The sequence below is a fragment of the Lysinibacillus sp. DFXJR4 genome, assembly GCF_057196045.1.
Genome location: NZ_JBXUNW010000001.1, coordinates 573011 through 595227, shown reverse-complemented (window position 1 = coordinate 595227; position 22217 = coordinate 573011). Strand labels below are relative to the sequence as shown.

Annotated in this window: 22 protein-coding genes; 5 read left to right on the top strand and 17 right to left on the bottom strand. The window is 36.2% G+C overall.

The genetic code is table 11. From position 1 onward, the window contains the following. Positions 1 to 5: 5 nt before the first annotated feature. Together AC2CGN_RS03005 and AC2CGN_RS03000 are read left to right on the top strand one after the other, a co-directional pair. Positions 6 to 350 (top strand): GIY-YIG nuclease family protein, encoded by a 345-nt coding sequence (locus AC2CGN_RS03005; RefSeq protein WP_283871456.1) that lies wholly within the window; start codon positions 6 to 8, stop codon positions 348 to 350. 76 nt (positions 351 to 426) lie between these two features. Next, on the top strand, positions 427 to 699 hold the full coding sequence (locus tag AC2CGN_RS03000) for a hypothetical protein (protein WP_484512066.1): 273 nt from the start codon (positions 427 to 429) through the stop codon (positions 697 to 699). A 612-nt stretch (positions 700 to 1311) separates the two neighbouring features. Here the strand turns inward: AC2CGN_RS03000 and AC2CGN_RS02995 are convergent. The 7 genes from AC2CGN_RS02995 to AC2CGN_RS02965 all read right to left on the bottom strand — a co-directional run bounded on the left by AC2CGN_RS02995 (position 1312) and on the right by AC2CGN_RS02965 (position 9075). After that, on the bottom strand, positions 1312 to 1701 hold the full coding sequence (locus AC2CGN_RS02995; RefSeq protein ID WP_484512064.1) for an MmcQ/YjbR family DNA-binding protein: 390 nt from the start codon (positions 1699 to 1701) through the stop codon (positions 1312 to 1314). Positions 1702 to 1795: 94 nt separating this feature from the next. Further along, on the bottom strand, positions 1796 to 2611 hold the full coding sequence (locus tag AC2CGN_RS02990) for a YitT family protein (protein WP_286924051.1): 816 nt from the start codon (positions 2609 to 2611) through the stop codon (positions 1796 to 1798). An 85-nt stretch (positions 2612 to 2696) separates the two neighbouring features. Continuing rightward, a complete protein-coding gene (locus AC2CGN_RS02985) occupies positions 2697 to 4007 on the bottom strand; it encodes a M48 family metallopeptidase (protein ID WP_484513140.1) in 1311 nt (436 codons plus the stop codon). 274 nt (positions 4008 to 4281) lie between these two features. After that, positions 4282 to 5373 carry an MBL fold metallo-hydrolase gene (locus AC2CGN_RS02980; RefSeq protein WP_484512062.1) on the bottom strand — a complete coding sequence of 364 codons (1092 nt, stop codon included), beginning with the start codon at positions 5371 to 5373 and terminating at the stop codon, positions 4282 to 4284. Next, positions 5366 to 7027, bottom strand: a complete 1662-nt coding sequence (locus AC2CGN_RS02975) for an ABC transporter permease (protein ID WP_484513138.1) — start codon at positions 7025 to 7027, stop codon at positions 5366 to 5368. Before AC2CGN_RS02975 ends, AC2CGN_RS02980 begins: the two co-directional genes overlap by 8 nt. Before the next feature lie 60 nt (positions 7028 to 7087). Further along, positions 7088 to 8113, bottom strand: a complete 1026-nt coding sequence (locus AC2CGN_RS02970; RefSeq protein ID WP_484512060.1) for an ABC transporter substrate-binding protein — start codon at positions 8111 to 8113, stop codon at positions 7088 to 7090. After that, positions 8110 to 9075: an ABC transporter ATP-binding protein gene (locus tag AC2CGN_RS02965; protein ID WP_484512058.1), complete on the bottom strand. Its 966-nt coding sequence runs from the start codon at positions 9073 to 9075 to the stop codon at positions 8110 to 8112. The genes AC2CGN_RS02970 and AC2CGN_RS02965 overlap by 4 nt, the downstream gene beginning before the upstream one ends. A gap of 136 nt (positions 9076 to 9211) precedes the next feature. Here AC2CGN_RS02965 and AC2CGN_RS02960 point away from each other — a divergent pair, with 136 nt between their 5' ends. After that, the gene (locus AC2CGN_RS02960) at positions 9212 to 10108 is read left to right on the top strand and encodes a LysR family transcriptional regulator (protein WP_286924055.1); all 897 of its coding nucleotides are present in this window, start codon (positions 9212 to 9214) and stop codon (positions 10106 to 10108) included. Between the two features lie 683 nt (positions 10109 to 10791). On the opposite strand, the gene AC2CGN_RS02955 is transcribed toward AC2CGN_RS02960, so the two are convergent. From AC2CGN_RS02955 to AC2CGN_RS02940, 4 genes are all read right to left on the bottom strand, one after another. Then, entirely contained in the window at positions 10792 to 12066 is a 1275-nt protein-coding gene (locus AC2CGN_RS02955; protein WP_484512055.1) for an NtaA/DmoA family FMN-dependent monooxygenase, read from the bottom strand. A gap of 298 nt (positions 12067 to 12364) precedes the next feature. After that, a complete protein-coding gene (locus AC2CGN_RS02950) occupies positions 12365 to 13003 on the bottom strand; it encodes a hypothetical protein (protein ID WP_484512053.1) in 639 nt (212 codons plus the stop codon). Between the two features lie 777 nt (positions 13004 to 13780). Beyond that, entirely contained in the window at positions 13781 to 14299 is a 519-nt protein-coding gene (gene paiA, locus AC2CGN_RS02945; protein ID WP_484512051.1) for a spermidine/spermine N(1)-acetyltransferase, read from the bottom strand. 218 nt (positions 14300 to 14517) lie between these two features. Beyond that, positions 14518 to 14970, bottom strand: a complete 453-nt coding sequence (locus AC2CGN_RS02940; RefSeq protein WP_283871442.1) for a MarR family winged helix-turn-helix transcriptional regulator — start codon at positions 14968 to 14970, stop codon at positions 14518 to 14520. Positions 14971 to 15083: 113 nt separating this feature from the next. On the opposite strand from AC2CGN_RS02940, the gene AC2CGN_RS02935 reads away from it, so the two are divergent. Both AC2CGN_RS02935 and AC2CGN_RS02930 read left to right on the top strand, forming a co-directional pair. Further along, positions 15084 to 15713 carry a YczE/YyaS/YitT family protein gene (locus AC2CGN_RS02935; RefSeq protein ID WP_429980976.1) on the top strand — a complete coding sequence of 210 codons (630 nt, stop codon included), beginning with the start codon at positions 15084 to 15086 and terminating at the stop codon, positions 15711 to 15713. Positions 15714 to 15819: 106 nt separating this feature from the next. After that, complete coding sequence (locus AC2CGN_RS02930) at positions 15820 to 16770, top strand: LysR family transcriptional regulator (protein WP_484512048.1); 951 nt, start codon at positions 15820 to 15822, stop codon at positions 16768 to 16770. Positions 16771 to 16990: 220 nt separating this feature from the next. Here the strand turns inward: AC2CGN_RS02930 and AC2CGN_RS02925 are convergent, their stop codons facing one another. The 6 genes from AC2CGN_RS02925 to AC2CGN_RS02900 form a co-directional block, all read right to left on the bottom strand. Then, positions 16991 to 17767 (bottom strand): DUF817 domain-containing protein, encoded by a 777-nt coding sequence (locus AC2CGN_RS02925; RefSeq protein ID WP_484512046.1) that lies wholly within the window; start codon positions 17765 to 17767, stop codon positions 16991 to 16993. Positions 17768 to 18065: 298 nt separating this feature from the next. Beyond that, positions 18066 to 18503: a dUTP diphosphatase gene (gene dut, locus AC2CGN_RS02920; RefSeq protein ID WP_429990678.1), complete on the bottom strand. Its 438-nt coding sequence runs from the start codon at positions 18501 to 18503 to the stop codon at positions 18066 to 18068. A gap of 12 nt (positions 18504 to 18515) precedes the next feature. After that, positions 18516 to 19484 carry a class 1b ribonucleoside-diphosphate reductase subunit beta gene (gene nrdF / locus AC2CGN_RS02915; RefSeq protein ID WP_286924068.1) on the bottom strand — a complete coding sequence of 323 codons (969 nt, stop codon included), beginning with the start codon at positions 19482 to 19484 and terminating at the stop codon, positions 18516 to 18518. Beyond that, positions 19472 to 21565 carry a class 1b ribonucleoside-diphosphate reductase subunit alpha gene (gene nrdE / locus AC2CGN_RS02910; RefSeq protein WP_484512044.1) on the bottom strand — a complete coding sequence of 698 codons (2094 nt, stop codon included), beginning with the start codon at positions 21563 to 21565 and terminating at the stop codon, positions 19472 to 19474. Before nrdE ends, nrdF begins: the two co-directional genes overlap by 13 nt. Next, complete coding sequence (nrdI, locus tag AC2CGN_RS02905; RefSeq protein WP_286924070.1) at positions 21562 to 21921, bottom strand: class Ib ribonucleoside-diphosphate reductase assembly flavoprotein NrdI; 360 nt, start codon at positions 21919 to 21921, stop codon at positions 21562 to 21564. Before nrdI ends, nrdE begins: the two co-directional genes overlap by 4 nt. Further along, a complete protein-coding gene (locus tag AC2CGN_RS02900; protein ID WP_286924071.1) occupies positions 21918 to 22142 on the bottom strand; it encodes a glutaredoxin family protein in 225 nt (74 codons plus the stop codon). The genes nrdI and AC2CGN_RS02900 overlap by 4 nt, the downstream gene beginning before the upstream one ends. Positions 22143 to 22217 lie beyond the last annotated feature (75 nt).

The following is a 22217-nucleotide window of genomic DNA, read 5'->3' as shown; positions in this document are numbered from 1 at the left end:
TTTCAATGGACCATAAAAAAGAATTAAAGGAAATGTATAAAGAAATGAAAATTGAAGCAGGCGTTTTTACAATGACCAATAAACAAAATGGAAAGGTGTTTGTTGGTAGCTTCAATAATTTAAAGCGCCTAAACGGATTTCAATTTTCGCTTAAAACTAATTCATATACCAATAAAAAACTACAAGCAGATTTCAATACTTTCGGTCAAGATGCTTTTGACCTTGAAATCGTTGAATACTTAAAGAAAAAAGAAGAGGGCTATTTTGATGCCAAAAGAGAGCTAGAAAAACTAGAGCAAAAATGGCTCGATACGCTACAGCCTTTTGGTGACCGTGGCTATAATGCATAAATTGATTTCTTCTTTACTGTGATTTGAAGAACGTTTTTTGTTTGAACCCGAGCCGTTTCAATGGGCTTGGGTTTTTTTGTCCGATTGTAGACTTATACCTGAGCGTTACTTCACCCTACCTGAGCACTTTTCCCTTGGACCTGAGCGTTGCTTCACCCTATCTGAGCGATTTCCTCTTGGACCTGAGCGTTGCTTCAACCTACCCGAGCGATTTCCACTTGAACCTGAGCGTTGCTTTGTCTCACCCGAGCGCTTTTCTCTTAAACCTGAGCGTTACTTCGACCTACCCGAGCACTTTTCTCTTGGACCTGAGCGTTATTTAGACCTACCCGAGCGCTTTTTTCTCTGACCTGAGCATTACTTCGACCTACCCGAGCACTTTTCTCTTGAACCTGAGCGTTGCTTCGTCTGACCCGAGCGCTTTTTTCTCTGACTGAGCGTTACTTCCTACCTGAGCGATTTTTTCTCTTACCTGAGCGTTGCTTCACCCTACCCGAGCGATCTCCCCTTGGACCTGAGCGTTGCTTCGCCTCACCCGAGCGCTTTTCTCTTAAACCTGAGCGTTACTTCACCCCACCCGAGCGATTTCTCCTTGGACCTGAGCGTTGCTTCGTCTTACCCGAGCGCTTTTCTCTTAAACCTGAGCGTTACTTCACCCTACCGGAGCGCTTTCCTCCTGCACCTGAGCGTTACTTCACCCTACCCGAGCGATCTCCCCTTGGACCTGAGCGTTACTTCACCCTACCCGAGCGCTTTTCTCTTAAACCTGAGCGTTACTTCACCCTACCCGAGCGCTTTCCTCCTGCACCTGAGCGTTGCTTCAACCCATCCGAGTGCTTTTCTCTTAAATCTGAGCGTTTCCTTTGTCTTGCCCAAGCATTTCTCTCTCGGGCATGAGCATGTTTTTGGCTAAACAAAAACTACCCTTTTTCTCAATATATCTTAGAAAAAGGGTAGTTTTTTAACCTTCCATATTACATATTGTCTCTTCAAGTAAAAGGACTTCCTGCTGTGCTTTTTTTGTTAGCTTTCCGAAAACTAGGTCATAGGAATGTTCGATAAGCTTTTCTACCAAATCAAGGGGTACATCATCTGAATCCATGTAAATGGAGTTCCAATGAGTTTTATTCATATAATAGCCGGGTATGATACTTTCGTAAGCTTCCCTTAATTCTTCTGCACGCTGGGGCTCGCATTTCAAGGTAAGAACTGGCTTTCCGGTAGCATTCCCGCCTATCATTGCATACATTTTTTCACCAACTTGGTAGCGGTCAGCCTCCCACTCCAGTTTATAATCATGTGTTGTTCCTCGAAGCTTTAAACAATACGCATGAATTGATTCTTTGTCCATTTTGAATCTCTCCCTATCTATCCCATAATAAAAACACACGTTCGATTATATTTATTATAACCGATAACGTGTGTACAAGAAATATCATTTTAATTTACTTTGAGCCCCTATCAAAAACACCAATTACCTCTGTTGTTTGTAAAATATTAACAAATGCTTTTGCATCTGTTTCCTTAATCATATTTTTAACTTCGGCAAGCTGATAACGTGTAATTACCGTAATTAAAACCTTACGCCCTTCCCCAGAGTAAGCACCCTTCGCATCCATTACCGTTACACCTCGATGAAGCTTTGATAAAAGTTGCTGCTTTACTTCCTCACCCTCACCTGTAATAATCATCAGCGTCAATTTTATATGGCTTGTATGAATGGTATCGACAATCTTGCCCGTAGCATAAATCGATACAAGTGTGAGTAAGGCGGCATCCCAGCTAAAAACGAAGCCTGAGATAGCTACTACTATTCCATTCATTCCAGAAATTAATGCACCTAATGGGAAATCGCGTTTTCGACTTAACAGCATGGCTATAATGTCAAAGCCACCAGAGGAGCCAGACGCGCGAAAAATCATACCCGTGCCGATTCCGACAATAACACCACCAAATAAGGAGGCAAGGATGGGTTCTTGTGTAGCCTTATAAATAGGAATAATATACAGGCTAATTGACAAGACAGCCACTGATAGTATCGTATATCCAATAAACCGCTTACCAAGCTTCATAACGCCTAAAATAAGAAGCGGTAAATTCAATAGTAAATTTAAAACCCCTGTATTTAAGGGTGTTACAATACCAAGCATAATAGCTATTCCACTTAATCCGCCACTTAATATTTCATGGGGAATTAACAAAAAATTATAGGCAAAGGCCACTAAAATCGATGAAAGTGTAATGATGATAATATTACGCATAACGATTCCCCTATCATAAGAACAAACAAGTTTTCAATCCTTCTACTAGGATACCCAACTTTTACGTCCAAGAAACCTTACCTATTTATTGCTTTTGTTGTTCTTTTTTCTGCTCCTCTTTAACAGGAGCCTCCTTTTTTTGCCCCTCTTTTTCCGCTACCCTATCAATTCGATCCAGCATCGGTGGGTGTGTATAGCGGAACCATTTTACAAGAAGCTGTGGATTTACCTCGCTTAAACCAGATATCGTTAGCTTTTGGAATGCAGTAACGGCAGACTCTCGATCACCCGTAAGTGAAATAGCGTATTGATCGGCTCTTGTTTCCTGATACCTTGACACATAATTTGTCAGAGGGTTAGAAGCAAACAGCAATATGGAGGTAATAAGTAAAAATAACGGATAAGAGGCTATATCACCCATTTTTTTTATTTTTAATACCTGTCCATATCTTCTAATCACCCATCGCATACATCTGGAGGTTAACCACAATCCTCCTAAAGTTAACACTAGGTACCCAGCAATACCAAAATAAATATGTTTTTCAACGTAATGTCCCATTTCATGTGCCATGATAAATAATATTTCATTGTCTGTGAGCCGATTTAAGGTTGTATCCCATAAGACAATCCTTGAATTACTTCCAATACCTGTGACATATGCATTTAAGGCATTTGTTTTCTCTGCCATATTCACTTCATAAACATGCTCTGCTGGAATATTAGCTTGGTCAGCGATAGAGAGAATTTTCGCTTCTAGTTCCTTATTTTTTAATGGATAAAAATCATTATATAAGGGATCAATGACAACTGGCTGGATAAACATCACAAATATTGTAAATGGAATCGTTAAAAGCCAAGTATACAGCCACCATCTTTTTTCACTCTTTTTAATAAGCCAATATATGACTGATACTACGATGAGGCTCGTGCCAAAATTAACCCAAAAATCAATAATGCCATCTCGCATCCATGACGAGAATGCTTGTGTGCTTATACCGTAGCTTTTGCTTAAATAGTAACGATAATAGTCTAGAGGGAATAGCACAAGATACAGTAGCAATGATAATAAGAATAAATAACCTGCGTTCCGTAATAACTTCCACTTCGTTTGTGCTGTCGCCACTTTTTCGAAATAACGTGAAATACCTGTTAGCAAAATGAAAGCGTACACTAACCATTCCAATGGAGTTGCAACAAAGAAAAGGAAGTTTCTTATTTTTGAATATTCACCACTTAGAAAAAGTTCTTTTTCAGACATAAACATAACTGGATCTGCAACGGTTCCCTGGAATGCTCTTGGTACTGTACCACCACCGCTATGGAATATATACCAATACATACACAGCAAATAAACACCGAATAATAGTAGCGCGACAATTCCCATTTTTTTCGCTATGTCATTTCCTCCCTTGTGTTAAAGCTAAGAGTTCGTCCTATAGTAAGTGTAAGCGAAATTAAAAAAGTTAGAACAAATTTTTCAGTGTTTTTATTTGCCTTTTAGCCAATTACATACAAAATTCAAAGTAATTGCAAAAAAACAGCAACAAGCCTTGTACAAGTCAAGAGTACAAAGCCTGTTCACAGTCTTCAGATGAATTTTAGCAAATGTTTAACTGGAAATCGGAAGCATGGTATTACATACATGCCATTAATGTTCTTAATGTAGGACATCATGTTAGTGCCTTCTTATTTTTAAGTAATTGCAAAAATGTAGTTTCTCTGTTCGTAAATGAACTATGAAAATAAATGGTCGTTTGAGCATGTATTTTTTTAGAAAGCGTTAAAATATCATGATAATCAGGATGTGTTTTATAAAAAAATTCCTTGTATTCCGTTTTAGATAAACTCATTTTATAGTTATCTTTTTGCCAATAGCCTGTAAAAATAACGATTGCTTTCGGTATTTTTTGTAGTAGCTCCAATAGCTTTGACGCATTACGATCAGGCACAAAATAAATATCCCCAAGATCAGCACTCTTTGTCGAACATTGTTGTTTAAAAGATGGCAAAATAGCTTTAGTAGGTAATAAATTTTCAGATGCCTTCTCATACTGTTCAAATAGCGATATTAAATCCTGATCGATATGCAGGGTTCGTTGTGTATGTTGATGTAGGTAGGCTGCAATGTCGACCGTTTTTCCTGAAAATGAAGATGGAAAAATAAATGGTTGTTCTGGATAAACGCTTATATATTCCATTATTTGCTGCAATGTTTGAAAATTATTGATTTGTTTTTCAACATGACCACTGTCGATAAATGCAATATCATAAATCGTCCCATCCGCTACTGGCAGCGTAGCCTTCAATAAATAGGAATCCATGACATAATCGCCAGAGTAAAAGAGCATCTTCCCCCAAAAACGAATCTGATACCAAACGCTTCCAATAAGATGACCACTATACCCCCACTGATAGGCCATATCCTTATTCACAAATATCCATTCTCCAATGGATTCTGGATGGAAAATACTAATATTTGGAAAGGTCATTTTTAGTTGCTGTGCTGTCATATCACTCATTATAATTGGCCCATTATATCCCCACTTTTCGAGTAACGGAATAGCACCTACATGATCAATATGGGAATGGGAAATAAATACTGCCTCAAGCTTTGCTACGTGGGCCTCTGTTAAGTTTGGCAAGGTCTTTTGAGGATTGTTCATCACCCCACAATCCAGTAAAATAGCCCGCCCCTCTTTTTCAATATAAAAACAATTACGGCCATATTCACCGACTCCACCTAAAATCTCGATATTAAACATTCTCATGTCCTCCCCGCTTTTGCAGCCACTCGAGTAGAAACATGAAAATAACGGTCATGACCACAGTAATGACTGCAACAGCCATTCCTACCCCAACATTTCCTTGCTCGAACTGACTGTAAATAAATGTTGCCCCAGTCTCCACTGATGGAGGCAAAATTAATAATCCAGCTACAAGCTCACGCATGGAAATAATAAATGTCATCATCATACCAGCGAGAATTCCTTGCATTAATAAAGGAATTATAATCTGTCGATAAACCTCCCATTTACTTCGTCCAAAAATAGCTGCTGATTGAAAGATTGACGAATCTATTTGGGATAATGAGGATTTTGTGTATTGCACCGAATACGGTAAGAAAAGAACACAGTACGTGACAACAACCATTGTCTTTGTGTTATATATTGTTGCTGGTAACCATGGCGCATTCCAAAACATGATTAACCCAACAACAAAGACAATTCCAGGTACAATAGTAGGCATTAAACTAAAGAAATCTAGGAATTGCTGCTTTTTCGTTTCACCCTTTTTAATATATAGTGCGATACACAATCCAATAATAGCCGTCACAACAGCTGTTATAACAGAGAACATCACACTATTTAAAAATGCTGATAATCCTGCGCTTCCCCCTGTAAACACCTCTTGATAGGATGCAAAGCTAAAATTTCCTGCTTGCAAGCCATTTCCTCTTACTTTTTGCAAAGATGTTACGACAATGGAAAAGTAAGGAATACCGATTGACAATAAAAGAACAGCTCCCACAAACATCCATGAGCCTAATTTGATACACCATTTATCCCTAACCTCACGCATTGCTGGTGTTTTACCAGATAGAACGCCATATGTATGTTTGCGTCCAATAAGATTTTGAATATACCAGATGACAAGACAAACCGATAGTAAAAATAAAGACAGGGATGTCGCCATGCTAATGTCTACTGGCCATCTTGATAAGTAAGTATGAATTTCTGTTGTAAATACTTGAAATCCAATTCGACTTCCAAAAGTGGCAGGTGTTCCAAATTCCGCAAGTGTTTTTATAAAAATAAGCAGACTTCCTAAGACATAGCTTGATACCACTAAAGGTAAAACGATTTTCGTCCAATTTCTCCAGGGGCTTCGTCCAAAAATGAGTGCTGCATCTAAAAAGGAGCCATTCATACGAAGGAGCGTATTTTTCAACATTAAATATAAAAAAGGAAAGAGATGTAAGCTCATAATCATCACCATACCGAATAAAGAAAAGAAGGTTTCCATCAACCAGGCTGAGCTTGGAAATAGCTGTTGAAGAAAGCCATTATGCTGCATAAACAAAATCCATCCCATTGAACCAATATACGGAGGAGTCATAAATGGAATGGTTAAAATAATATCAAGCCAATCATAACGATATAAGCTTGTTTTCGTTCTGATAAGTGCCATTGGAAATGCAATAATGGTTGTTCCAACTATTACAAGTACCCCTAATAGTATGGAGTTCCCAAGCGTCCTCCACACTCTTTCAGCTTCCAGCATTCGATTGATTTGTGAGATGTCAAATTGCCCATCCTTCAAAAAGGTGTAACCTAAAATAGCTATTAATGGGGCAATAGCAAATGTGACAACTATTGTCAGTAAAAAACCAAAAGTTCTTCTGCCTTCCATCATCATTGATGTTTCCATCCTTCCGTGCCAAAACTTAAAGGAGGTCACAAAACCTCCTCCTATTTCTTATCGAAACATATCATTAAATTTCGTTAATATCTCAAGCTGGTCTGCTTCTGCACCTTTCCAATTCACAGATAACTGTGGAATCTCATCTAATGCAGCACGATTTTTTACAGGTATTTCTTTGTTGCCAGGCAGTAAGTAAGCCTCTGTTACAAGCTTTTGTCCCTCATCCGATAGTAAAAAATCTACGTATTCTTTTGCAGCCTCAATATGCTTTGCATCCTTTAAAATACCAACTGCTCTTGGGCTAACAACTGTTCCACTTCTCGGATACATAATTTCCACTGGCTCGCCGTCTGCTTTTGCCTTATAAGCCATATAATCTACGCCTGCAATCGTAGCATTTTTATCACCTGTTATGACGGCATCTAAAGCTTCCTTATTCGCACCATTTACTTGTAAGCCATTGTTCTTCCATAGCTCCATCGTTTTCCAAGCATTTTTTTCCGTTAGCGCATAACCATATAGAAAATCTACAGCAGAGCCTGACAAGCTTGGATCGGGTATATTGATTTTATTTTGCCATTGTTCCTCTGCTAAATCTGACCAATCTGTCGGTACTTCTTGCGTATTTTTTGTGTTATAAGCTATACCTAATGCAGAAGCACTGTATCCATAATAATAGCCCTCAGCATCTGACCAGTCAGAATTGATTTTTTCTGCCTGTTTAGCATCTTGATAGCTTTGTAGCTGTGACGTTTCCTTTAAGCCATCCATAGAAGCGACAGATGCCAGTACAACAATATCAGCTACAGGATTATTTTTTTCTGCCTCTAATCGTGACAAAATTTTACCTGTTGTCCCTTGAAACATCTCAACTTTTATACCTGTTTTTTCTTCAAATGCTTGTTGAATATTTGCTGCTAATCCATCTGGACCGGCTGAATATACTGTTAATATTTGCTCTTCTTTTGGCTGTGCACTTACTTTCTCTGTTTTCTCTACTTCTTTGTTACCACATCCAGCTAATGCCAATGTCAATAGAATACCAGCAGTCGTAAAAAGCTTTAAACCTCTTTTCTTCAATGTGAACCCTCCAATTGATATATTTGTTTTTTGTCAATAAACACTTCAAGTTTTAAACCATGCTCTATGGGCTGTGTCTCATAAAAGCTCCATTGCTTACCTTCTACCTCTGCCTGCACTAAATAACGATCCCCAACAAAGGTGCTTTTTATGATTGTTGCAAGCTTTGCAATTGTTCCTGGGCGTTGTATTCTGGAAACCCCTTCAGGCCGCACAATATAGTTACCTTTTTCAAACCAATTCACTTTACCAATAAAATCAGCCACATATGGAGTAGCTGGCGCAAGATATATTTCCTCAGGTGTTCCTATTTGTGCGATTCTGCCTGCCTCCATCACAATAATTTGATCAGACATTGTCATCGCCTCTGTTTGGTCATGAGTGACAAAAATTGCCTGACAATCTAGTTCATCAATAATTTGCATAATTTCAGCCTGCATCTGTTCTCTAAGTACTGCATCAAGGGCTGATAAGGGCTCATCAAATAAAATAAGCTTGGGATTTGTCGCAAGCGCTCTCGCAAGTGCTACCCGTTGCTGCTGCCCTCCTGAAAGCTCCCCAGGTTTACGTTTCTCATATCCCTTCATTTTCACTAAGTTCATTACATACTGCACTCGTTTAGGCATATCTTCCTTTGGAACAATTCCCTTCAAGCCAAACGCAATATTTTGAAAAATTGTCATATGGGGCCAGAGCGCAAAATCTTGAAAAACCATTGCAATATTACGTTTATTTGGTTTGATATTTTGATGAAGCTTAGATGAATAAATCATCGTTTCATCAAATCGAATCTCTCCACTTGTTGGTTGTTCAAGTCCGGCTAATATTTTTAATAATGTAGTCTTCCCGCAGCCTGATTGACCTAGAATCGTAATAAATTTACTTTCTAATTCCAGGTTAATTGGCCATAGCACCTGAGCATGTCCAAATTTCTTCTCGATATTTGTTAGTGAGATTTTCATCATATCCTCCTCGCTAATACAACTATAAATCCTAGATATTTAGAAAATATTAATGTTCTATTAATAACTCGTTAAAAAAATTCTAATAAACTTAAGCAAATGCAAGATTTTTTCTAATTTACTTTAGGAGGATAAAATGAATAATGTAAAATTACAGGCATTTTGCCTACTCGTAGAATTAAAAAAATTAGCCCCTGTTGCCAAAGTGCTTGGCATTACTGCGCCAACAGTTTCCTTTCATATCCGCTCGATTGAGGAGGAATATGGGATTCATTTATTTCGCACAAATGCAGGGGGATATCGTTTAACAGAAGCCGGCGAAGGACTCTACCACTATGCCCGCCAAATTGTTCAGCTTCAAAAGGATATGAATCGCTTTGTCGATAATCTTTTGGCAGGTGATATCGGCTCCATTCGTCTTGGTGCTAGCGGATTACCTGCCCATATTTTTATGCCAGAACTTATTCATCAGATTTCGACAGCTTATCCAGAAATCCGAATATCACTTGAAGTAAAAACAGCCCCAGACATTGAAAAAATGGTAGCTCTTCAAGAGTTAGACTTTGGTTTGATAATGGAAACAAAGCAAGAAAACGCGGCACTTGTTTATGAAACAATTGGAGAAGATTCACTTGTTTTAGCATTAAGCCCTCGTCACGAACTTGCAGCAAAAAAGGACATCACCAAATCGGATGTCCTCAAAAATAAAGTATTGTTGCACACTTCCTCTAGTTCAACGAATCATTTTATCGAAAAATGGATGGACCCAATCCACCCATCCATTCATACAATCGAGTTGGATTCTGTTAGTACCATAAAGAAAATGCTTACTTTCGGAAAAACAATTGCATTTCTGTCAGTTGCACTCATTGAGGATGAATTAAGATCAGGTCTATTAATGAAGAGAGATTTAGAAGATGATACACTAAATCGAAAAATTCAACTAATTCATCCTAAATCTCGCTTAGATAGCAAAATAGATTCATTTGTCAAATCGTCCATTTACGATTTAGCCAAACAGTTAAAAATATAGCAAACTTTGACATAAATTCTACTTATATTATTGGGTAATATCAGTTATGAAGGAACAACTTTTGGTGATTCTAATTTCGACATTGTAGGGATTATTACCATTAATGTCTTAAATTTATTTGGTGCGGTTTAGACGGTTAAGCTAACAAGAAAATCCCGAATTCACTTAGAAGATGAAATTCGGGATTTCTAAAAATTACATCACAATCTCTTTCACACTATCCCAGTTTTAGCACTAGAAAAAGTTGCACATATTAGAATTTTTTCGCACCTCAGCATTTTAAAAAACTGTTCCATCCATGACAACACTTGAGGGAATAGCTATATGTTAACTTCTTCTGCTTCACCTAATCGCTCAACTAGCGTTTTTTTGAAAGAGGCTGATAATGGCAATCATAAAACTTAAACTGTAACTTAATTGTTTCAATAAAACGCTAAGGTCCATTTAATTCTGCCCTGTAATCGGCACTGAAGAAACCTGAGTTATGGATTGTAAAGTTGTTCAACCTGGCCTAATGTTTATCGACTAGTAATGTGATCGTCAGGAGCTTTGCATTCTTCGCTAGCTACTTGCTATTCACACTATCCCAACCACTGATTCATGTTTTGCTTTTGCAATTTATCGCTACATAATAAAAGGCAAAGCATGTGTTATCGCTTTGCCCTTCATCTCTATTTAATAAATTAAGTATCTAAACCTAAGTGAGAGCGCAATGTATTTCCTTCATACTCAGCTCGGAATAACCCCTGCTCCACCAGCGCTGGTATAACATCGCTAAAGAATAAATCTAAGGATTTTGCAGGACCACCTGGCACAGCAATAAAACCATCTAATGCTCCTTTCTCATAAAATGTGACAATTTGCTCTACAATATCTTGAGGTGTACCAATTGCTACAAGATGTGCTGAACCAATTACCTCTGGACGTGCTAATAATTCGGCTACTGTCGGTTTATTTTCAATAATATAACGGCGTACAAGCTGAGCATGTGTTTTACTACGTACCTTTTGATCCTCTGGCGGTAGCATCTCTGCTGTTACATAATCCTGTAACGTTAAATGACGAATATTCATACCAATAACAGATTCTAAAGCACTATGACGACGGTCAAGTGTTAAATGAGCGTGTGCTTGACGGTGCATTTCTAGTGCCTCTTCATATGTATCACCAATAAAGAAATAGAGCCCTGGCAATAATCGAATATCATCTGCTGAACGTCCTACCTCAACAGCACGCTTGCGTAAATCGTTACGCAGTTCAATACCCACTTCCATTACTGGCGTAGCAGCAAATATTGCATTTGATACTGCTGCAGCAAATTGACGTCCTGACTCAGAGGCACCAGCTTGGAATAACGGAATATCTCCTGCTGGATGCATCGGTATATTTAATGGTCCTTTAATCTGGAAAAACGCTCCCTCATAATCGATTGGCTTTACAAGCTCCTTAATTTTCTCAAAATCACCATCAGCCTCTAATGCTTCATAAGGATTACTGTGCCACAGCTGTTCTACAACTTCCTTACATTCCGCTGCCTTTGCATATCGCTCCTCTGATGAAGGCATCAAATCATTGCTGAAATTATACGCCCCATCAATGGATGTGACAAGATTCCACCCTATACGCCCCTCACTTATCCAATTCAAGGATTGTAATTGACGTGCAATCAAATAAGGTGGTATGAATGATGTGGATATGGTCGTTACTAAACCAATTTGTTTCGTTTCTCTTGCCACCATTGCCAATAAAAAGCTAGGATCTAACCCTACCGTCCCTTTCATTTTGGCAATTAACTCTGGATGGGCTATTAAGTAATCAGCCTTAAATATAAAATCTAATTTTGCCGCCTCTGCTCGCTTGGCAAATGCTATATGCTCATCAATTAACGTACCTGTCTTACCTTGCTCACCATGTACAGCTAGGTGCATGCCAATTACAAGATGTCTTTTAGTCATCATTAACTCTCCTTTTTAATTGAAAATGATTATCATTACCATCTTATAGATTATTTTCATAGAATGCAATAAATATAAGCGGCATTAGCTGTAACTGTTCTACGTGTGAAAAGAAAAAAGCCCTGCTACACGAACGTAGCAAAGCTCTTGTAAATCCTATATTTTTGCTAGTATGATAGGCTTCCCTCAATAATTAATCCTACCGTAATGCCAACTGCAAATAAGCTGAAACCTACTGCCGTATTTCCATAAAATACACATCTACCACTAATTTCACTGGAAAACCTTCTAATACTTTTTGTTAATCTTCTGTATCTATCGTTTGCAATGTTCCTTGGGAATAAGTAAACGATTTACCATTGATGGTAAACGGTTTACTTAAATCAAGCCCTATCCCTTTTGCAAATTTTGGGAAATGTTGCATAAACATAGCATCATCATTCATACTAGCCACAGATTTTTTTCCTTCGGCTAACCGAGAGAGGCTCATAAAGACAGCCACAAGTTCATTGGCTTCTTGACGTTCAGGTAGTGAGTAGGATTGTCGCATTTTAAGCGCTGCTTCTTGCTCTGGTGTTACAATAGAAGAACCTGGTATTTTCCATATTTTAGGACTAAAATTCGAGTTGAATCCTCCACTTGCTAAAGGCGTACCATTCAAAGGTTTGCCATTTACTGTTCCTAAATTATAGTAAACACCTGTTACAATATTAATAGAATTTGTTTGTTTGTTGACAAGTTGAGTTGGAGTTGCCTCTTGATAAATAGCATTGCTAGATTGAATGAATTCTGCATATTCTTTACGTGAGGTTTCAATCTCAGCTTTTTTAGAATCTATTTCAGCTTCACCTTCTTTTATTTTAAAAGGATGAAAGCTTTGATTGGTTTGAGAATTAGCAACATATCCTAGATTTCCTATTGAATTCACTATAACTGCCATCAATTATTCCTCCTCTATATTAACCAACATCACTTCTTGTTTTTCAACAAGGCTATCTTTATCAGCAAGAATTCCATTAGGTGATTCACTTAACATAAACGAACCAGATTTCCCACTCGCAAAATCTTCTCATAATATAGTTAAATTAGGTTGAATATATCCAAAACTATTAAATTTCGTTCATTTGAAGCTATTCTTTGATTTAATAGGATTATTAATTATTACCATTAACTTATTTCTGTTTCAAATAAATTACTGAATAACTATAAATCACCCCTATTATAACTTTATTACCATAATATGTATTTGTTTATTGTAGTATAATACTACATATTTGTAGTGTCGTCAATATACAAAATACCATCATTTTGTAAATATTTCAAATTAATAGTAAATACAGTCATCAAACAATAAAAAAGCTTAATAAAGACTTTTTATACAACATCTCTAAAAAAATCACTATAATTTTCACCATTTTAATAAAAATAATTGCTGGCGGTTATGAGATAGGAAATCACCAACATCTTTTCTATTGTGAAGGAGGGTAGAGCAAATACTATAAATATTATTTGGTATCTTTGGCGTTCAATATTTACGAAAATCAATAATCACCTGAACCTCTTATTTGACTTCATTATTTGATAAACCTGCACTTAAATGAAACAATAAAGAAAAACATGCCAAAATGAAAGCATGCTTCTATTTGAAGTTCTGAATTGTCGCCAGCTATTAAGCAACGGGACAACAAACCATTTTATTAAAATTTACGTATTAAAGCTATTTCAGTGCTTTGGACATTATAATATCAATCTGCTCCTCATCCCCCATATAAAAAGAATGTGCGCCCGTTTGGACAAAACCCAACTTTTTATAAAAACCAATGGCATTATCATTCCTTTCCCAAACTCCTAGCCAAATCATCTTTTTGTTTTGTTCAATAGCCAGTTCTATCGCTTTATGAATTAGATATTTTCCGAGCCCTTTACCTTGAAATTTATTTCTAATATAAATCCTTTCAATTTCAAGTGACTCATCACCCATTTTTTCGGATTGGGCATCATTTATATTTATCTTTAAATATCCAGCAGGCTCTTCATTATAATAGATGAAAAAGAAATTCGAAGAAATCGTAGACAATTCTTTTTCCAATTGTTTAAGGTTAAAGGCAGTGTCCAAATAAGCCTTCATATTTGCGGCTGAATTCTGATCTTTAAATGTATCATTGAAAGTTTCAATACTTACTTCTTGAAGTAATTGTAGATCTTGTTGATTGCACTTATTTATTTTTATAGTCATTTACGATCAGCTCCTATAGATCAATTTCGTCTTGGCGTAATTGTAGCTGCCGCTTTGCTTTCGCTACAGATAAACAATGCGTCCGGATTTTGAATTGTGTCTGCACAATTCATTCCTTTGAAAATCTGTGACCTCTGCCTGAGGCTCTATCTTCATTCAATAGATTTTTTTGTCATTATGCTTTCGATACAAAAAACATTTGCTGAATAAAGATAAAATTAATAATTTCTCTTGTTCCCCTTTTTTACAAACTCCCAATCAATTTCTATATTTTTTCTAACTTTTTGGAGAAGTTGAAAAAGGACTTCTCCTTCACTTTCTGAAAGTCCCGCTAATGCGACACGATTTGAATGATCATTTTCCCTTTTTATAAATGGAAATACCTGTTTTCCCTTATCTGTTGGAAAGAGTTTTTTTATTTTTTTGTTGTGTTCATCATCTTTTTTTTCAACAAAACCATGAACCTCCAGCTGTTTTATTGCACGGGCTGCGGTTGTTCGGTCTACTTTAATCATCTCAGCTAACTTTTCTTGAATGATTCCCGGGTTTTCACATATTCGAACAAGGTACAAATATTGTCCTTTTGTAAGATCTAATTCTTTAAATTCTATATTACTTATAGAATCTAATGCCCTAGCAATCATTCCAATCTCTCGTAGGATTTCTTTCATCACTATCTCCTCACAATTTTTTGTTGTAAATACAATAAAAAAGGAATATATTTAATATAACCGATTTTTGTTGTATTTACAACAAAAAAGTAATGATAAAGAGGTAAAGTGCAATGAAATATATCTTTTACGTGGTAGGAATATTACTATTAACCTTTGGTATTTCTTTGACAATACAATCAGACTTGGGGACCTCACCTTTTGATGCCCTATTAGTAGGGCTGTCCAAAAGTGTAGGACTTACGGTGGGTAGCTGGGAGGTAATAATCGCTTTAATAATAGTAGGCTGTAATTCACTTTTACTAAAACAAAGGCCAGAAGTTTTAGGGTTGCTAACAGCATTGATCACAGGTATAGGAATTGATATGTGGCTGTTCTTATTGCACAATTTTGTAACACCCGAGTTATGGTACAGTAAAATTGTCTATTTTAGTATCGGCTTAGTAGTTATCGGTTTGGGAACGGCAACTTATTTGCAGACAAATTTTGCTCCAATCCCCTTGGACCGATTAACATTCATCATCCAAAAATTAACTAGAACAAATATATTTTTGGCAAGGACAATCATTTACCTTGTATTCTTGATAATGGCAATGATTTTACATGGACCAATCGGCATTGGAACTTTATTAACCGTTTGTTTTGGAGGACTATTACTAAATTATTTTATGCCAGTTACTAAGAAAGCTCTCGAACACATTTTTAGTTACTCCAGTACATTACCAAATGACTATAATGATTAGATAACTCAAAATGATTGATTCGTAAGTTCCTCCATACTTTAATCCATTTCTCTCTATGAATAATGCTATAATAGAAGAAATTTATTTAATAAAAGAAGGTACGTATATGGAAATACGACAGCTTGAATATTTTTTAATACTGTGTAGGGAGCTTCATTTTACAAAGGCTGCCGAAAAATTGAATATTTCTCAGCCTACGTTAAGCCATCAAATTAAAGTATTAGAAAATGAACTTGGCATCCCTCTTTTCGATCGTCTAGGGAAAAAAATAGCTGTTACAGATGCTGGTAAAATTTTATATGAGCAATGCACCCATATATTTCGAGCCATTGACAATACAACAAACCAAATTATTGAGCTTAAAGAGGTAAAAGCAGGGAAATTAGTTATTGGAACTTTACCTGGTGAATTAACAAATTTAGTGTCGGATTATTTGTTAGACTATCATCTGGAATATCCAGATGTGCAAGTCTGCATAAATAGCTCGGATGATGTGCTAAAACAATTTAAAGACAATAAAATTGATTTTGCTATAACCTATAAGCAAGAGTATTTCGATTATGAGGAGGAGCAGCTTAAAATCATTCCCTTGTTTACAGAGGAACTACGGTTTGTTGCTCATAGCAATCATCCATTAGCAGTTTCTAATACAATACCTTTTCAGGATATTTTAGAGCTCCCACTTATATTATTTCCAACAATTCACCAATGTAGAAAAGTAATTGATCGTGCAGCTCATAAAGAAAGGCTTCATGTCAAGCCCAAGACAGAGACAGCAAGTATAGACGCTATTTTTAAATTAGTAGAACAAAATGTTGGGGCAACAATTATTTCCAAAACACTTTGTAATTTACATCAATCAACTGCAATTTGTGAGCGCCCTATATGCAATCCACCATTAACAAGAGAAATTGTACTTCTTTATAGAAAAGATAAATTTATTAATTTTGCTGCGAAAGCTTTTATTCACCTTATGGTAGAGGGGCTTGAAAAAACAGGAGTGTCCATTTCAGAAAACAGTAAACGGTTAATTCAAACATTATTAAAGTCTCCATAAAAATGAAAATCCATTGCACTAAGCATATTTGCTGAATGCAATGGATTTTCATTTTGTCTTTGCTAGTTGAACAGATAAGTGCCTTTTCTAATAAAAAATGGTATGCAATGCTGCAAAATAATTATGCGAAAGCTGACAGCCATCCCTTCATGTCATTGACCTAATAGTTTTTCGACAACATGAAAAGCATAAGATTTTCAATAGATAATCAATATTGCTTTCACTCTACCGTATTTCGATAGAATAATTTAAGCTGCGCAACAATCATGATGCTTATCACAACAAGTAAAAACCAAGAGCTTATTTTACCAAAATGGACGATTTCCCATGAAATTTCTTGATTGGGATAAGACCATGCCCCAAAGAACGTTGCAATATTTTCGGCTACCCAAATGAAAAATCCAATTAAAAAGAATGATATAACGATCGGCATTTTATAAATTTTTTTGCGCACTGTAAATTTGACAATCGTACGGTAGAATACAATAAAAAGAGCAGCCATTAAAAGCCATCGAAAATCATAAATAAAATGATGGGTAAAAAAATTTAAATAGATCATGGCTCCAAGTGGGATTGCAAAATAACTCTTTGGCCAGTTAACGATTGCTAAATCAAACCTGCGCCAGGCTTGACAAATATAGCTTGCCACACTGGCATACATAAAACCACTATATAAAGGCACCCCCCAAATTTTTGTCCACGCTTCTTCTGGATATGACCAAGAGTTAAAATTCACTTTATATATTTCTAGTACAAGCCCAATCATATGAAATAGAAAAATAACTTTCAATTCATCTTTTGATTCCAATTTAAATTTATACATAAGATATTGTGCCAAAAGACAAATGATTAATATAAAGTCGTATCTTGAAATGCCAGGTATTTGGATTGCGTTTGAAAGTGCAAGTGTCATAAATATCACAACAGGGAAAATACAAGATAATGATTGATGATAAATAAAGTAAGCTAAATCTTTAAAAAAACTCTTCAAATTCATTCACCTCAATAGAACTAACTTCAAACTCTTGTTAGAAGAATATAAGATATTTTATCAAAAATCAATATATTTTTATTGATAATCAATAAATTTATTAATCTATATCTTGGAACTAAAATATGCGAAAAACGTCTTTTGTTTTCTTCATTGGTGGTACGTCATAAAAAAACCCGATAGTTAGATTTTTTTCTAACTATCGTTGCATTGTTTATGGTGGCAATAAAAAAAGAATTAAGTTCAGTAATACCGAACCTAATTCCTTTTCAGTTATAGAATTTCTTTCAAAATTTAACTAACCTTATTTTACACCACTCGCCCCAAACCCAGACGTTCCACGAACAGTAGGCGATAATTCATTTACTTCTAGCAATTGAATTGTAGGCACAAGCTGAATGACCATTTGAGCAATACGCATTGATTTTTCTACTATAAATGTCTCTTTACCATGATTGATTAAGATAACACCTATTTCGCCCCTGTAGCCTTCATCAATTGTGCCTGGACTATTTAGAACTGTTATACTATGTTTTAATGCTAGTCCGCTTCTTGGACGAATTTGAGCTTCCGTTCCTTTTGGTAATTCAATTTGTAAGCCTGTTTTAATTAGTTTAGCTTGTCCTGCTGGTATCTCTACTGCCTCAATTGAATAAAGATCCATTCCAGCATCACCTGGATTGGCCTGCATCGGAAGCATTGCATCAGCATGTATTCTTTTGATTTTCACGTCTAAGTTCATTATTTTTCATCCTTAACGATTAAAATTAAATGTGTCGTCTGTAATCGGTGCTACTTTTGCCTTGGCATAAGTCGAGCCCTTTTGTGAAAAGAAGTCATATGTGGAGCCTTCATTACGAATACCATTCATCACAATCGGATTGACTTCTTCTTCTGGGAACATTGATTCGAAGCCGACATTCATTAACGCTTTATTAGCATTATAGCGTACATAGGCTTTGACTTCAGGAGATAATCCTGTTTCCGCATAAATATCATCCGTATATTTCATTTCATTTTGATATAAATCTAGTAATAATTCATAGCCCCATAAACGTAGCTCTTCTTGTTTTTCTTTTGAAAATTTCTTGAATAGATTTTGAGCAAAAAATCCAACTGCGACACCATGGATGGATTCGTCGCGTAAAATAAGCGAAATAATTTCAGCACTGTTTCGTAGGAAGCCTTGTCCTCCTAAGTATAGCGGGTAGAAAAAGCCAGAATAGAAAAGGAAAGATTCAAGCATAACGGAGGAGAACATCGCCTTCCATAAGCTTTCTGGATTGTCTTCTTCAATACTATTATAAATAGCTGCAATTTTATTGGCCTTATACTGTAGAAATTCATTTTTCTTAACCCATTCAAATAGCTCATCTATTTCTTCGTTTGTACAAAGTGTTGTGAAAATATAAGAATAAGATTTGGCATGGATGGCCTCAAATGCATCAAAAACAGTTAGGACCGCCTTCTCCTGTAAATCGTCTGTATAAGCGGCCACACGATTCATCCCTATATTTGTTTGGACGGTATCCAGTAACGTTAATCCTGCGAACACTTTTTTATACGTGTCTTGATGCTCAAAGCTTTTCCACTGTTTAATATCTTTGCTGACCGCAATTTCTTCAGGAAACCAAATTTGCTTCCATTGCTGGTCCCAAAATATTTGTGCAAGTTCACTCGTTGCCTTATTCCAATTGACTGCCTCATATATTATATTTGACATGCTACACACTCCTCTAAGCTTTGTAAACGTTGGCGAACATAGTAAACGGACTTAATTCCCTTTATCCATGCATAAATATATACTTTAGCCAATTGTTCTGTAGTCCAATTGTCAGTTACATAAAGCGTCATCGAAATGCCTTGGTCAACATGTTTTTGAGAGGCTGCATATAAATCAATTAAGTCATATGGATCAATATCGTATGCTTCTACATATAAATGACTGTTTTCATTTGTTAAATGTGGCATTGGATAAATTGTTCGGCTATCCGCATAATCACGTACCTCTACGCGCTCTGTACAAGGAGCAATAGAAGCCGTACAGCTACGGATGTAAGAAATACTTCCAGTAGGTGCAATCGCCAAACGATATGAATGAAATAATCCATATTGCATAACATCCTGCTTTAAATTCTCCCACATTTTTGCTGTTATGATTGGAATATTTCCAAGCGCTTTTAGCACAGCAGGTGACAGTTCTTCCTCTGTTTTATTTATATATTGATTAAAGTAAATACCTGAAGCATAGTCACTTTCCTCAAATCGGTAGAATGTTTCGCCTCTTTCTTTTGCCATCACCATTGAAGATTTGAGTGAAAAATAATTCATCGCCTCCATAAAATGATCCATAAAATCAATAGAATCCTTTGAGCCATACATGATTCCCTCAGTAACAAGATGGCCGTGGAGATTCATACAACCAAGCCCTACTGAATGCATTAATTTATTTGCTTTTGCAACAGGGGGTACATTCTTGATGTTCGTCATTTGTGACACATTTGTTAATAGATGCATAGCTGTATCGACTAATGTTTCAAAATTAGTTACTTTGCTTGCTGCATGGATATCAATTGAACCTAAGTTACAGGATACATCTAGCCCATATTCATTCGGCACATCTTGGTCAGTAATAATACTTGTTTCTTGAACTTGCAATATTTCTGTACATAAATTTGACATTTTCACACGACCAATATTTTTAAGCGGATGCACGTTATTGACATTATCATCAAAAATTTCGAATGGATAGCCCGATTCAAATTGCGCTTTTTTTACCTCTGTATAAAGCTTACGAGCATTCAAACGCTTAATTTTACGAATTTTCTGATTATCTAGTAGCTCGTAATACATTTCTGTAATTGAAATTTCAGACATACGCTTACCATATTCTTTAAAAATATCATAAGGACTAAACAATACAATATCTTTATCACGTTTCATAAGTTCAAAGAAAATACTTGGTATAATAATGCCTGTCGATAGAGTTGCAAGACGAATTTTATCATCAGCATTTGGTTTTTTGGATGAAATAAAATTTTCTATATCAGCATGAAAAATATTTAGATAGACTACGCCCGAGCCATTTCGTTGTCCAAGCTGATTGGAATAACTGAAAGAATTTTCTAATAGTTTCGCTACTGGGATTACACCACTTGCACGATTTAGAATCTCTTTAATTGGATCTCCTAAAGGACGTAAATCTGTTAAGTTTACTCCAACTCCACCACCAAGGCGTGATAGCTCCAAACAATACCCTATATTTTCAGCAATACTATTCATAGAGTCATCCATTGATAATTTAAAGCAGCTTACTAGTTCTCCACGTGCTTTCTTTCCACTATTTAATGCTGTTGGAGTTGCAGGCTGATACGCCTCCATCATCGCTTCAACAGAGCGTTCTGCTAATATTGTGTCGCCTTGTGCTAAATACAAAGCAATAATGACAATACGGTCCTCATATTTTTCTAAAATTTCTTCCCCATCACGACTCTTCATGGCATAACTATCGTAAAATTTACTTGCACTCATAAAGGATGGAAAACGGAAATGATAATCATATGCCTTTTTGTATAGCTTTTTAATAAATTCCATCTCATACATATCGATAAATGCTTTTTCATAATAACCCTCATCGACTAAATAACGGATTTTTTCTTCAATATCAATAAAGTAACGGAGACGCACGTTTACATATTCTAAAAAGTAACGGCGTGTTGCTTCTCGATCCTTTTCTAACTCTAGTTGACCTGTTGTACTATAACGATTTAGTACATCATTATTAAGCTTTAAATATGTTTTCACGCGATGACCCTCATTTCATAAAACGTTTGTATTGCATCATAATCAGTTTGATTTCCTCGTAAATCTAATTTACGCACTAGAGGCACATGATACTTTGCTGCAATTTTCTCGCCAGCAGCGCCAAATACTGTATGGCCGAAATTACTGTTGCCACTTACAACTACTCCCTTACAGTAATTTCCGTTTTGTTCTAAAAAACGAGCTACCTTTGCAGGGATATCACCTAATCCGTCTGTGTATGTGATTAAAAGGTAGGGCTCACTCAACTGTAATTCCTCAGACAGCTCCATTGATTTCCCCTTTAATTTTGAGACAACATTTCGGACATTACCTGTACGACTAGCATAAATAATCATAGTGAAATCAGCTCGATTTGAGAAACAATTTCCTTAACATCCCCTATAAATGTCTCATTATATTCAAGAACTGGCACGCTTAAAAATCCTGCATCTATAATAGTTTGCTTTGCTTTTTCATCATGGTCAATATTTACAATTTCTGCTTCAATTCCTACTCGTTGTAATTCAGATTTTACCCAAAGACATTTAGGACAAATTGTTTTTGTATAAAGTTTCATATAAATCCCTCTTTTCATAAAATAAAAGGCTATCTCTTCAAAGAGAGACAGCCTAAAATGGAAACGTTAAAAACA